Genomic DNA, 11,773 nt, shown 5'->3' with positions numbered 1-11,773 from the left:
AGGCGTGTCAGCCGTCGATCAGGAAGAGGTCTTCGGGGTTCGCGAGGTGTGGTGGCCGTACCGCGCTCTTGCGGGTGTTCGGTCGTAGCCCTGTCGAGGCGAGCGCGTCGGTGATCTGGCGGTAGGCGGTCAGCGCCGCGTCACGGTCGGGGGTGAACGCGGTGTAGTTGTCGGCGAAGCGCACCACCGGGACGTTCAGGTGCTGGTCGACGTGGGCCAGGCGCAGGTGGAACAGCACCGGCCACAGGCCGGACCCCGGCGCCAACGGGGTGGGCAGGCCGTCCAGCGCGGTGCGGAACAGGGCGAGGAACGAGCCGTCGGCGACGTGCGGGGCGAGCCAGTCCACGAACTGGTCGGCGGTGCCGCCCTCGGACGCGCCGGCAACGTCGATATCCGCGACCCACCGTTTACCGGCGTTGACGTGGTGGGTGGCCTGGCGGACGGCGGTGATCCGATTGCGTCCGGGCCGATATCCCGAGACCCAGTCGGCCAGCATCCGGCGTTCCAGGACGGGCTCGAGCGCCGCGCGCATCGCCCGATGGACGATCCGGTCCTCGACCGTCGGGATCACGGCCGGGAACGTCTTGCCGGTGTACGTGGTGAGGTCCACCGTCCGCAGTGGGCTCGGCTTCCACACCCGGTGGCGGAGCCTGTCCGCCAGCGCCGTCAGGCGGGCGTGCATGCCGTTGCGGTACTGGCCCCAGGTGAGTCCGTCTGCGCCGGGCGACGCGCCGCGTCTCATGCAGGTGCGGGCGGCGCGGACGAGGTGCGGCTGGTCGAGGAGGTACGGCATCAGGGAGTGCGCTACGGGCGCACCGTGCGCTACCGTTTGGTCAGCCTGGACGGCAGGAACGATCCCGCCCGCCACAGCGTCACCGGAGCCGCTACCCCACACCCGCGGCCGAGCAGGGCGGGAACGACGGCCCCGTCCAGGCCCGATCACCCGGACTTCCTGGTCACCGGCCACGTTGATCACCCCAGCACAGCACGTGCAGCCGACTACTGAGGTTCCATCCGCGTCGGACCACGTCGTTGGCGACCGCTTGGGACACCGCGACCACCTGCTGCGCCGTTGTCCCCTCGGGCATCACCCAGACCGGACCCAACCCGTACGCGGTGCAGAGCTGGTCGACCTCTGCCAGGTCGTCCGTTCCGTGTACGACGAACTTGAACACCGCCTTCCCGCCGGCCATCAACGCGCCCAACGCAGTCGGGTTGATGCGGCGGTGGTCATCGGTGGCGGCGGCGAAGGTTGCCAGCTTCGGTGAGACGTTGAAGGCGCTGACCAGCCGCTGGAGGTTGGCCGTCGGGGCGATGGTGCCGTTGGTCTCGATCTCGACCCGCCGACCCGCGGCCGTCAGGCTGGCGACGACGGGAACAAGCACCTCCTGCTGCAACAGTGGCTCCCCACCGGTGATCACGACCAGCGGGGCGGTCTGGGCCAGCACCCACGCGACGACCTGCTCCCCCGGCAGCCGCTGGGTTTCCGTCCGGAGGTCGTACCGTGAGGTGTCCCACGTGAACGGGGTATCGCAGGGCGGGCAGGACAGGTTGCAGCGCGACAGCCTGACGAACACCGCCTGCTGCCCGGTCGATGGCCCCTCCCCCTGCACCGTCGGCCCGAACATCTCCGCGACCAGCAGGGGCCGCGCGGCGCGCTCAACCATCGCCGCCCCCTGACGCTGGCAGGTACTCGGCGTACGTCGTGGGCGTCTCCGACACCCGCACCGACTCCACCCACACCCCGCCGGGCAACACCAGGTTCGCCGTGCACCAGTGGTAGAAGTGCCGGGCCAGCAGCTCGCTCGTCGGGGCGACGTCGAGCACCTCGTTGAGGAAACGGTGGTCGAGCGTGCTGTCGATGTACGCCTTCACCAGTGACAGGTCGGCGAAGTCGGCGACGAACCCCGGCCGGCGCAGCACCTCAGCGGCCAGCAGGATACGAACGGTGTAGGAGTGGCCATGGACCCGCCCGCACTGGTGCCCCTCGGGCAGATCCGGCAGCCAGTGAGCCGCTTCGAACCGGAACTCCTTGCTGATCCGGAACACCCGCTACACCCCCCGACGGTCGGAGGCGACGTAGAGGGTGGGATCGGGAACCCCGGCCAGGTCGAACGCTTCCCGGCGTTCCACGCATGTCCCGCACCTCCCGCAGTGGCGCTCGCCGCCCCGGTAGCAGGACCACGTCTCGGCGAACGGCACGCCGAGCGTTGCGCCGAGGGTGACGATATCGGCCTTGGACATCGCCGCGAACGGCGCCAACACCCGGAACCCGTCGACCAGGAATCCCTCGTTGGCCGTCCGGGCGGTCCGCTCGTACGAGGTCACGAACTCCGGCCGGCAGTCGGGGTAGATCGGATGGTCACCGGCGTGAGCGCCGAAGACAACCGCGTCAGCCCTACGCGCCACGGCCACGGCAACGGCGATGTCGAGCATGGTCGCGTTGCGGTTCGGCACGACGGTGGAACGCATCGAGGCGTCCGTGTAGTGCCCGTCCGGCATTTCCACGGCGTCGTCGGTCAGGGCCGACCCGGTGAGCACGGCGCCGATCCCGGACAGGTCCACCAGATCGTGAGCCGCGCCGACAGCGGCGGCGGTACGGCGGGCGTGCTCCAGCTCGATTCGATGCCGCTGCCCGTAGTCGACCGACAGCAGACTCAACCGGGTCCCGAGCTGGTGCAGCCAGTAGGTCACCACCGTGCTGTCCAGCCCACCCGACACGATGACGACCGCGTGCCGAGGCGGAGGATGGCTCCCCGCCAGACCCGGACCGCCCGGTACGGGGATGCCGGTCACCGGGACACCTCCGGATCATCGACGGACGCCAGGATCAGGAACTCGGCCCGCGCCGCGGCGTCGTCGACGAACCGGCCGCGCCACGCCACCGTCACCGTCGTCGCGCCGTGGGCCCTGACGCCCCGGCGCGTCATACACAGGTGCTCCGCCTTAACCACCACCCCGACACCCAGCGAGGCGAGGTTCTCGTCAAGCCACCCGGCGATCTGCTGGGTCATCTCCTCCTGAATCTGGGGGCCCCGGGCGACGTGGTCCACCAGCCGTGCCAGCTTGGACAAGCCGACGATCCGATCCTTGGGCAGGTACCCCACGTGCGCGGTCCCCACGAACGGCACAACGTGGTGGGCGCACACCGACACAAACGGCACCGCTCGCGCCAGCACAAGATCACGATGCGCGGTCTCGTTCGGGAACGTCGTCAACTCAAACGGCCGCGAGGTGAACAAACTGATGTACGCCGCGGCCATCCGCTCCGCCGTACGCCGCGTCGACTCGGTGTCCAGGCGCATCCCCAGCGAGGCCAGGAACGCCGCAGCGGCGCGTTCCACAACGTCGTCGCTGCTGATAACCCCTGCGCTGCGATCCGATAGCGGTCGCGCGTCTCCAGGTTCGAGAAGCTGAGTACTCATCGGCCTTCCCTTCAGTCGAAAGGTCCACGACGGCACGCGCCGCGGAGTACCGGTATCGAGGTCGAACTGTTCGTGGTTGTCCGTGCGCCCGAGCGAAGCCGAGGCCACCCGGACGCGAGAAGACGCGGTGGGGCTACTGGGCGGCCCGGCGCCGGTGGGGTCCGCCTCGTGTGCGCATGGTCGCGCCGCCTTCAGCGAGGATTCGGTGTACGAATCCGTAGGAGCGGCCGGTGTCACGCACGATCTGGCGGATCGAGTGTTTGTCCTGCTGGTAGCGGCGGAGGAAGTCCTTGGTCAGCGCGGCGCGTTCCGGGCCGACGATCCGCCGGCGGGATTCGAGTGGCTGGTTTCTGCTCATTGGTCCTCCGTCAATTCGGCACGGCGCGCGGGTGTGGGTGTTCGGAAGCTCGGGTTGCTGGTCGCATGCGAGACCGTGCGGATCGGCACGGCCCAGGCAGCAGGTCGGGTCTTCGAGGGGGTCATGTGGGCGGGCTTGGTGAACGGCTGGGCTGACAGCAGGTGCTCTGTTCCCCGGTGGTGGGTGCGGAGCCGGCGGAGTCCGTAGTCGGCTCGACCGACGAGGAGCTGACCAGGACGCAGCACTCCCCGGGACCGGTGAGACTCACCCGGCGCTGGTTGTGCGGTCTGCTCCTTGTTTGGGCCGATGGCGGGCTCGACGGTGGCGGGCCTGGCATCCGCTGGAGGAAGCGGCCCGGTTGACGCAGATTCCCAGGGACGGGGAGGCGGTTGGTTGGTCATGGTGGTCACCAACCCTCCCGATCGGCGGCGAGCTGGTGGACCGTGTTCGACGCGGTGTGCAGGTGGAGCCGGATCCGGACCGCCCGACTGTGGGCCTCGTCGGTGACGAGGTCCATCGGTGTTGGGGCGTGGATGGTTGAAAGCAGGGTGGTCACCTGGTCGACGAGGCCGGCGGCGGCTTCTAGGTGGATCGCTGTCGCGCGGATCTGGTCGCGGGTCCAGCGGCCGAGAGCCGCCGGGGTCGGGGTTCGCGGTTGGCGCGCGGGGGTGGTTGCGGCGCGGGGTGGCCGTGGTCTGCGTCGGTTGCCGATGACGGCGGTCAGGGCGCATGCCGCGCCGGCGGCGACGGCCAGGACCACGGTCGTCGGGGACCGGCGATGCTGCAGTCCGAGGGTCACGGCGGTGACGGCTGCACTGAGCACGGCGATCGGGATGAGCCGGTGAGCGGGCCGGTCCGGGGCGTGGAGAAGGTGATGCAGGTGGTCGCAGTGGTCGGCGGCCTGCTCGCAGGCGTCGATCGCCGCGTCGAGCGGGCCGGTGAGGTGTCCGGTGAGCTGCTGGAGCTGCCGGGCGGCGGCGCGGGTGTGGACGGCGGTCAGGGCGGCCCGTTCCACGACCGCGTTGCGGGTCCCAGCTGTCAAACCGGCCGCAAGCGCGCGGGCGTGAGGGCCCGTGGAGGCGACCGGGGGCCGGACTGCCAGCGGGGTCGGTAGCCGGTAGGGGACGGCGTGAACACCGGCGGGGGTCGGAGGTGCGGGGGCGTTCGCGGTCATGGTTGCGGCCTCGCGGGTGGCCGGTTCGGCGAAGCGTGTCATCGGGTCTGTTTCCGGATGTCGGCCAGCCGGGTGGCCGCGTGCCGGTCGCTGCTGTCGCAGGCGCGTAGGCCGGTGAAGGCTGTCTGGTACCGCTTGACGATGTCGGGGTTGTCGTTGAGGGCGGTGTCGGTGGGGGCGTCGTCGAGGTAGACGAGGTCCGGGTCCTGGTCGGAGTTGAAGTGCAGGATGACGAACGGTCCGACTCCCGTGCCGGTGTCGCTGCCGGCGGGTAGGACGGTGAGGTCGAGCCAGGGCTGTTGAGCGAGCGCGATCAGGTGGTCGAACTGCCCGATCATGACGGCAGGGTCGGTGCTGACCGGGCGGCGTAGTGCCGGTTCGGTGAGCGTGACCTGGATGCGCCGCTTCCCGGTGAGAATGGCGTGTTGGCGTCGCATCCGCGCTTTCACCCGCGCCTCGACGTCCCGGTCGGACATCGGGTGCGGGGCGGTGGATTGGATGATGGCGCGGGCGTACGCCTCGGTCTGCAGGAGTCCGGGTACCGCGCGTGGGTGGACGCACCGAAGGGTGCGGGCGTCGGTCTCGTACCGGAGGAACTCCAGGAACGAGCGCGGGTAGATGTGGCGGTAGGTGTCGGCCCAGTGCCGCCTGCGGGCGAGCCGTTGCAGGGCGACGAGGTGGTCGACGCGGTCGGTGTCGGTGAGACGGTAGTGGGCGAGCAGTATCCGCAGGGCGCCAAGCCCAATAGCGGTCGCGCCCGTTTCGATGGAGGGCAGCCGTGCTGGCGGCCAGCCGAGGTCCCCGCTGACCGTCGATAGCGGCAGTCCCGCGTCGAGGCGGATCGTGCGCAGGGTGACGCGCAGGCGTCGACCGGCGGTCGCGGGCCCCATCACGGTCACCGAACAACCCCGTGCAGACCCGGAACGGCAGTGACCGCCTCGGCCCACCGGCGGCTGCTGCACGGGTAAAACGTGAGTCGTCCCTCGGCGAGGCACTGGGCGCACATGCCGTCCTCGTTCGGGGTGTGCAGGGCGTTCACGGCGGCGGCGGTGGCCGCGAGACAGGCCGGTGACTCGACCACTGCAGGTGCGGAGGCTGGTGCCGGCGGTGAGGGCGGTGCGGTCGTCACTGAATGCTCCTAACCGTGGAGAGGTTGGTGCCCGCCCGCCGGCCGTGCCCCGGGGGCGCAGTCCGGGGTGTGGCCGGCGGGCGGGTGGGGCGGCGGCGCTGCAACGCTGCCGTCCCAGCGGTGGTGCTCGCTGAACCCTCCAAGGGCCAGCACCACCGGGCTTGTCGGACTCCGACCCGGATCGTGGATCGCTCGCCCGCGGCCGTTCGACGGGTCGAAGGTCGTCATTGGTGGCCACCGGCGGGGATCGGGGTTGCCTGTTGCCTAGGTCGGCCGCCTCGCCTGTCGGGTGCGCTCGGGTGTACCGCACCGTCGGGTCGACCGGCCGGCCCGGGTGGCGTCCCGTGCCGCCTCAGGTAGAGGTCGAACAGCACCTTGGCTTCGGCCAGGAGGACTTCATCCCCGTCGGGGTTGCGGAGGAAGGCAAGGGTGATCAGGGCGTCGGCTGCCACCACCGCGATCTGCACCGCGCGTCGAAAGCCCGCGTCGTCGATTCCGAACCGTTGCGCCAACTCCCTGCTGATCTGGTCGCCGGTGTCGACGCGTTCCTCGGCGAGCAGCTCCGCCTCGCCCACGTCCCCGAAACGCAGGATCCGAACCCCGGGCACATCGCGGTGCACGGCGATGTACTCGTCGAGGGCAGCCTCGGCCCCCTCCCACCAGTGGGCAGGTGTCTCAGCGGCGAACCGGTCGCTGAGCCGATCCAGGTACACCTGGGTGTTACGTCGACGCGCTGCCCGCAGGATCGCCCGCAGGTCGGTAAAGAACTGGTAGAGCGAGCCGGTGGAAACCCCCGCCCGCTGGGCGATCACCCTGGTGTTCAACCCGTCGTAACCGACCTCTTCAGCCAACTCCACGCAGGCGTCCAGGATCAGATGCACGCGCAGGAAACTGCGCTCCTGGCTCGGCCGCCGCCGCAGTGGATCCTGGGCTGGCCTCGTCGGCCGCAGGTGGTCAGGAACGTGCGGCTGCACGCGATTCTCCGCTCTAGAAGGGCGAACAAGGGTTGCGGGTGCCGGGGGTGGTGGGAGTGGTGTGCCGCCGGCCGGAGGTCCGGCGGCACACCACCGGCGCGCGGACCCCGCACCCGTGAGGGGCGTGAGCGGTGCGGGCCGCCGCTCCCCTACCTCGTTTCCTGCCCGAAAGTTGCAGCCGGTCGAGGCGGGGTCGAGCAGGTGATTCAGCTTCCCGGGTCGCGGCCTACCGGCCGGGGCGGACGGCGCATCGGCCACAACGGCGGACCGTCGGGCAGGTGGAAAGGTTCACCCGCCTCGTAGCCGTGCCGCAGATAGAGGTCACGACTACCCCCACTGCTGGCGTCCAGGCAGGTGGGCACACCCGCCAGGTCGGCGACGGCGTACCCGTGACGCAGCAGCGCGCTACCGCGGCCGGTGCCCTGCAGATCCGGGGCGACCGCGAGCAGCGCCAGGTGGTGGTGCGCCTGCCCGTGCGGATAGTGGGCATCGAGCAGGGCGTCCAGAGTGGTGAACCGGTCGGTGTCCGGGCCGCAGACCGCCCGCAGCCGCCGGTCGTAGTCGCGCGGTGGGGCGACCGGCCGGGTGCGGTCGAACCAGACCGCGACCCCGCTGAAGTCGGCGAGCAGATCGACACGGCCGTGGAACAGGGCATGCTCGGCCAGGATCGCCATCTGATCCCGCAGCACCCGGGTCCGGCGGCCCGGGTCGGGCACCAGCCACCGGGCGACGGCCAAGGGGGTGAACGCGTCGGCGATCAGCTCGGCGGCGGTGTTGAGGTCGTTCCACCCACCCGCCACGACCCGGGGAAGAAGGTCGGTGGTCACCGGCTGACCTCCCGCCGGACGGAGCTGGTGTAGCGGGTGCCGGCCGTCGCCCTCGGAGTCCTCCCGGTTGGCAGGGCGGCCTTCGCTCCCCGCCCGATCGCCGCGTACACCTCAGGTCGTCGATGGCGCAGCCACCACCCCCACAGCGTGCCGGCGACGCCGACCAGCAGATACCCGGCCGGGACCGCTGTGGCCAGCCAATGGCCAGGCGGTACGCCGAGCAGGACACCGAAGGTGTCCACCGCGACCACCACCACCCCGGCCAACCCCGCCAACGCGATGGCGGGGGCGACCCGCGCCCGCCACACCGTCTCCACATGCACGTGCCGGGCGAAGAACCCGAGCACCGCCACCGCCGTCACCGTGATCAACAACAGGACGCCGAGGCCGCCGCTGGTACCCGCCCAGAAGAACAGGTGCACCAACGGATCCCACCCCCCGACCGCCACCACCACGATCACCACCAGGCCGATCCCCGACTGCACCAGCGACGCCGCCGCCGGAGCATTCCCCCGCATCGTCGTGCGGCCGAGCCCGGCCGGCAGGACCCGCTCCCGGCCCAGGGCGAACATGTACCGGGCCACCGTGTTGTGAAACGAGATCAGGGCCGCCGCGATCGAGGTCGCGAACAACACCAGCCCGACCGTCACCGCCAGCGAACCGAGGTGCTCGCCGGCGAGGGTGAACACCAGACCGGTGGACTCGTCCTGCGACCGCGCCACGATCCGGTCCGGGCCGGTTGCCACCGCCATCGCCCACGCACCCACCGTGTACAGCACGGCGGTCACGCCCACCGCGATGAACGTCGCGGCCGGGATCGTCCGGCTCGGGTCCTTCGCCTCCTCAGCGAACACCACCGCCGCCTCGAACCCGACAAACCCCAGCAGCGCCAGCACGAGAACCGCCCCGACACCCGCCCCGAACAGATTCCCCGGCACCAGCCCATCCAGTGCGATCGTGCCGCCGGCCGGGTGCGCGAGACTGGCCAGGCTGAACACCACGATCACTGCCACCTCGGCCAGCAGCAACACCGCCAGAACCCGACCGTTGACCTCCACCCGCAACACCCCGAGCGTCGCGGTCACCGCCCACGCCACCAGGGCAATCAGCCACCAGTACAGCGACACCCCGAACCACGACTCGATCACCGGACCCGCCGCCGCGCCGACCGCCCCGTACAAGCCGACCTGCAACAGGTTGTAGGCCACCAACGCCACCCACGCCGCACCCACCCCCACCGGCCGGCCGATTCCCTGCGCGATGTAGGAGTAGAACGCGCCCGCGTTAGCCATGTACCGGGCCATCGCCACGAACCCGACCGCGAACACCGCCAACAACACACCAACCACCGTGAACGCCAACGGAATACCGATCAGCCCCGTCGTCGCGTACCCGGTCGCCACCACCCCCGCCACCACCGTCAACGGCGTCGCCGCCGACATAACGAAGAACACCACCGCCGGCACACCCAACCGGCCCGCCGCCAGCCGGTCGGTCACCGGATCGAACCGTGGGTGAGGTAGCGCCATCAGGATCGCCTCCAAGGGGGAAAGAGAATGAGGAAGGGTGGGGCTCAGCCACGGGCAGTGAGGACCACGTCTCCGACAGCAGCTTGCGTCGCCCGTACGAGTTCGTACGCCGGCACCCATACCGAGGCCACCGCTTCGTCGGCGTACCGGCGGACCTCGGCCGGGACGCCGTCGAGCAGGATTCGGTCCAACCCGGTCGCCATGCACAGCCCCACCAGGAACGACTCGTCCGGGTAAAGCGGATGCCGCCGACGCAGCTTCATCGACAGCAACGCCGACGGCACCGCTGCCCGGTTCGAGTCCGCCGGCACGTACACCACGCTCTTGCCCCCGAAGAACCTGCGGCTGCTCTCCGGGCGCAAGTAGCCGGCCCGCCACAAGCGCTCCGCCACCAGCCCGGACGCGGAACCGCTGAAGAACTGCACCCACGTACGCACGTCCGAGTGCCCCGGCTGAGCCGCGAGCTGATCGAACACCGCGTGGGCCAACGCGTCCTGCGGCACCGTGCGGCCGACCAGCCGAAGTTTCCCATCCTGAAGCCACACGTTGCCGGCGTAGAGCAACTCGCCCAGCAAAGCCGATGCCAATCCCAATCCGAGGCACCGCGTGGCCAGTCGGCCGCGGCCTGTGGTTTCGTGGTGGCCGATAAGGTAGAACTGGTCAGCCAACGCCAAACTCACCATCGCCTACCTCCCGACCTATCTCGATGTGGTCATAAGACTTCGTTGGTGCTTGTCGCAAACGGTTCCGAGACTGAGTTCTTCCTGACGGTGCTGAGCGATCCTCAAGCGCCCGCCGTGTCCGCCAGCGCTCGGCGGGCGAATCGACAAGTGGCTTGTGGTAGGTCCACCATCACGGACAGTCCACAACTGCGGTAATCCCTGTTTACTGCCTGATCCGATGCCCGTTCTGATGCTCAGATGTCCCTGACCAGCACCTCGTCGCCGGACCGTGAATGTCCGCCCAGGGCTGCAGCGGAGACCGGGGTTACGCTCCCCCGTGCCCGGGCGCATAAGCCCACCACCGTTGATGGCCGCTCTCGGAGGTGCGTCGTGATCAGTCCGTTTGTGCGTCGCAGACGGCTCGCGGCCGAGCTGATCCGTCTGCGCGACGAGCGCGGGTACTCGTCGGCCCGCGTCGCTGTAGAGATCGGCGTCGCACGCCAACGGATCTCGCGGTTGGAGAACGGACATGTTGCCCCTGACCTCGACGAGATCATGCGAATACTCCAGCTGTTCGGAGTCAACCAACAGCGATGGCAGCAGATCATGTTGATCGCCCGCGAGGCGCAGGAGCGTGGGTGGTGGGCCAAGTACGCGGACGAGATGGGTAGCCGGCAAGCTCTATACGCAAACCTTGAGGCGGGTGCGAGCGAGATCCGCGAGTACCAGATGGTCTATCTGCCGGGTCTGTTGCAGATAACTTCGTACACCGAGGCGCGCGTGCGGATCGATCGTCCGGATGGTGCCACCTTCAGCCATGCAAGGGCGCTGGAAGCCCGCGCCGGGCGCCAACGCATGCTGGAGCGGCCAGGCGGCCCACGGTATGAAGTGATAATCGACGAGCTGGCTATCCGCCGCTTCGCCGCACCGGCGCCTGTGGTTGCCGACCAGCTGGACCACCTTGCGCTCGTCGGGCACGACCGCAGTGCCACAACCATCCGAGTACTTCCGTTATCAGCCAAGATCCGACATTACACCGTCCCTCGCTCAGCGTTCTTCGTCTACCGATACCCGGACCCTCATGACCCCGTGGTCGTCGCGGTCGACACGGTCACAGACGACCTCGTGCTGACAGAGGAGGCGGACGTTAACCGATACTTTGATTTGTACGCCAAACTGCAGGAGGCTTCCATGGCGCCGGGAGACAGCCTCGACTTCCTCGCCGCGACGGCCCAAAAGATCAGAAGGGACCTTCACGATGAATGACCGGCAGTTCGGCACATGGTTGAAATCCACCCGAAGCGGCGGTGCTGACAACTGCGTCGAAGTCGCAGCCACCACCGACCTACACGTCGGTGTCCGAGATTCCAAGAGCCCTCGCGGCAACGTCCTGGTGTTCGACCCGGATAGCTGGTCCGCCTTCATCGAGGGTCTGCGCAACGGCGAGGTCGATGCTTAACAGGCAGCGAGCGGGCCGAGGGCCGCTCTCCGGGATCGGAGGCTTCGTCCAGCGGGACACACCAGTGCGCCAGGCCCGCAAGATGATCAAAGTCCTCGGCTTGATCTGCGCAGGGGCGCACTGGGACGATGTGGGAACGTAGTGCCGGGGCGTGCGGTGCGGCGCGCCATCGATGGACCAATCCTGGAGGCAGATTGTGGGGAGGGAGATCGTCCCGAACAACCGCCTCAGGGCTG

The 11,773-nt window shown here is 69.4% G+C and carries 14 protein-coding genes; 2 read left to right on the top strand and 12 right to left on the bottom strand.

Annotation, left to right across the window (positions count from 1 at the left end):
• Positions 1–7: 7 nt before the first annotated feature.
• From O7627_RS11925 to O7627_RS11870, 12 genes are all read right to left on the bottom strand, one after another.
• Positions 8–793 carry an RNA-directed DNA polymerase (Reverse transcriptase) gene (locus tag O7627_RS11925; protein ID WP_278093564.1) on the bottom strand — a complete coding sequence of 262 codons (786 nt, stop codon included), beginning with the start codon at positions 791–793 and terminating at the stop codon, positions 8–10.
• 163 nt (positions 794–956) lie between these two features.
• Positions 957–1,667 (bottom strand): 7-carboxy-7-deazaguanine synthase QueE, encoded by a 711-nt coding sequence (locus O7627_RS11920; RefSeq protein ID WP_278093563.1) that lies wholly within the window; start codon positions 1,665–1,667, stop codon positions 957–959.
• Positions 1,660–2,049: a 6-carboxytetrahydropterin synthase QueD gene (gene queD, locus O7627_RS11915; RefSeq protein ID WP_278093562.1), complete on the bottom strand. Its 390-nt coding sequence runs from the start codon at positions 2,047–2,049 to the stop codon at positions 1,660–1,662. Before queD ends, O7627_RS11920 begins: the two co-directional genes overlap by 8 nt.
• Before the next feature lie 3 nt (positions 2,050–2,052).
• The gene (gene queC / locus O7627_RS11910) at positions 2,053–2,796 is read right to left on the bottom strand and encodes a 7-cyano-7-deazaguanine synthase QueC (RefSeq protein WP_278093561.1); all 744 of its coding nucleotides are present in this window, start codon (positions 2,794–2,796) and stop codon (positions 2,053–2,055) included.
• Positions 2,793–3,425, bottom strand: a complete 633-nt coding sequence (folE, locus tag O7627_RS11905) for a GTP cyclohydrolase I (RefSeq protein ID WP_278093560.1) — start codon at positions 3,423–3,425, stop codon at positions 2,793–2,795. Before folE ends, queC begins: the two co-directional genes overlap by 4 nt.
• Before the next feature lie 133 nt (positions 3,426–3,558).
• The gene (locus O7627_RS11900) at positions 3,559–3,783 is read right to left on the bottom strand and encodes a helix-turn-helix domain-containing protein (protein WP_278093559.1); all 225 of its coding nucleotides are present in this window, start codon (positions 3,781–3,783) and stop codon (positions 3,559–3,561) included.
• A 406-nt stretch (positions 3,784–4,189) separates the two neighbouring features.
• Positions 4,190–4,825: a hypothetical protein gene (locus O7627_RS11895; RefSeq protein ID WP_278093558.1), complete on the bottom strand. Its 636-nt coding sequence runs from the start codon at positions 4,823–4,825 to the stop codon at positions 4,190–4,192.
• A 170-nt stretch (positions 4,826–4,995) separates the two neighbouring features.
• Positions 4,996–5,847: a DUF5753 domain-containing protein gene (locus tag O7627_RS11890; RefSeq protein WP_278098253.1), complete on the bottom strand. Its 852-nt coding sequence runs from the start codon at positions 5,845–5,847 to the stop codon at positions 4,996–4,998.
• A 463-nt stretch (positions 5,848–6,310) separates the two neighbouring features.
• Positions 6,311–6,967: a TetR/AcrR family transcriptional regulator gene (locus O7627_RS11885; protein WP_278093557.1), complete on the bottom strand. Its 657-nt coding sequence runs from the start codon at positions 6,965–6,967 to the stop codon at positions 6,311–6,313.
• Positions 6,968–7,266: 299 nt separating this feature from the next.
• Positions 7,267–7,887, bottom strand: coding sequence for a GNAT family N-acetyltransferase (locus tag O7627_RS11880; protein ID WP_278093556.1), 621 nt, complete (start codon positions 7,885–7,887; stop codon positions 7,267–7,269).
• Positions 7,884–9,416, bottom strand: coding sequence for an APC family permease (locus O7627_RS11875; RefSeq protein WP_278093555.1), 1,533 nt, complete (start codon positions 9,414–9,416; stop codon positions 7,884–7,886). The genes O7627_RS11880 and O7627_RS11875 overlap by 4 nt, the downstream gene beginning before the upstream one ends.
• Positions 9,417–9,460: 44 nt before the next feature.
• Complete coding sequence (locus O7627_RS11870) at positions 9,461–10,099, bottom strand: GPP34 family phosphoprotein (protein WP_278093554.1); 639 nt, start codon at positions 10,097–10,099, stop codon at positions 9,461–9,463.
• 369 nt (positions 10,100–10,468) lie between these two features.
• Between O7627_RS11870 and O7627_RS11865 the strand changes: the two genes are divergently transcribed.
• A complete protein-coding gene (locus O7627_RS11865; RefSeq protein ID WP_278093553.1) occupies positions 10,469–11,344 on the top strand; it encodes a helix-turn-helix transcriptional regulator in 876 nt (291 codons plus the stop codon).
• Entirely contained in the window at positions 11,337–11,537 is a 201-nt protein-coding gene (locus tag O7627_RS11860) for a DUF397 domain-containing protein (protein ID WP_278093552.1), read from the top strand. Before O7627_RS11865 ends, O7627_RS11860 begins: the two co-directional genes overlap by 8 nt.
• Positions 11,538–11,773 lie beyond the last annotated feature (236 nt).

The organism is Solwaraspora sp. WMMD1047, assembly GCF_029626155.1.
GTDB lineage: Bacteria > Actinomycetota > Actinomycetes > Mycobacteriales > Micromonosporaceae > WMMD1047.
The sequence above is the reverse complement of the archived record's forward strand: the minus strand, read 5'-3'. Positions and strand labels throughout refer to the sequence as shown.

Excerpts from the sequence above, each read along its gene's own strand:
- O7627_RS11900 (WP_278093559.1), bottom strand. The coding sequence starts at position 3,783 with ATGAGCAGAAACCAGCCACTCGAATCCCGCCGGCGGATCGTCGGCCCG.
- O7627_RS11920 (WP_278093563.1), bottom strand. The coding sequence starts at position 1,667 with ATGGTTGAGCGCGCCGCGCGGCCCCTGCTGGTCGCGGAGATGTTCGGG.
- O7627_RS11860 (WP_278093552.1), top strand. The coding sequence starts at position 11,337 with ATGAATGACCGGCAGTTCGGCACATGGTTGAAATCCACCCGAAGCGGC.
- O7627_RS11890 (WP_278098253.1), bottom strand. The coding sequence starts at position 5,847 with ATGGGGCCCGCGACCGCCGGTCGACGCCTGCGCGTCACCCTGCGCACG.
- O7627_RS11875 (WP_278093555.1), bottom strand. The coding sequence starts at position 9,416 with ATGGCGCTACCTCACCCACGGTTCGATCCGGTGACCGACCGGCTGGCG.
- O7627_RS11925 (WP_278093564.1), bottom strand. The coding sequence starts at position 793 with ATGCCGTACCTCCTCGACCAGCCGCACCTCGTCCGCGCCGCCCGCACC.
- O7627_RS11870 (WP_278093554.1), bottom strand. The coding sequence starts at position 10,099 with ATGGTGAGTTTGGCGTTGGCTGACCAGTTCTACCTTATCGGCCACCAC.
- folE (WP_278093560.1), bottom strand. The coding sequence starts at position 3,425 with ATGAGTACTCAGCTTCTCGAACCTGGAGACGCGCGACCGCTATCGGAT.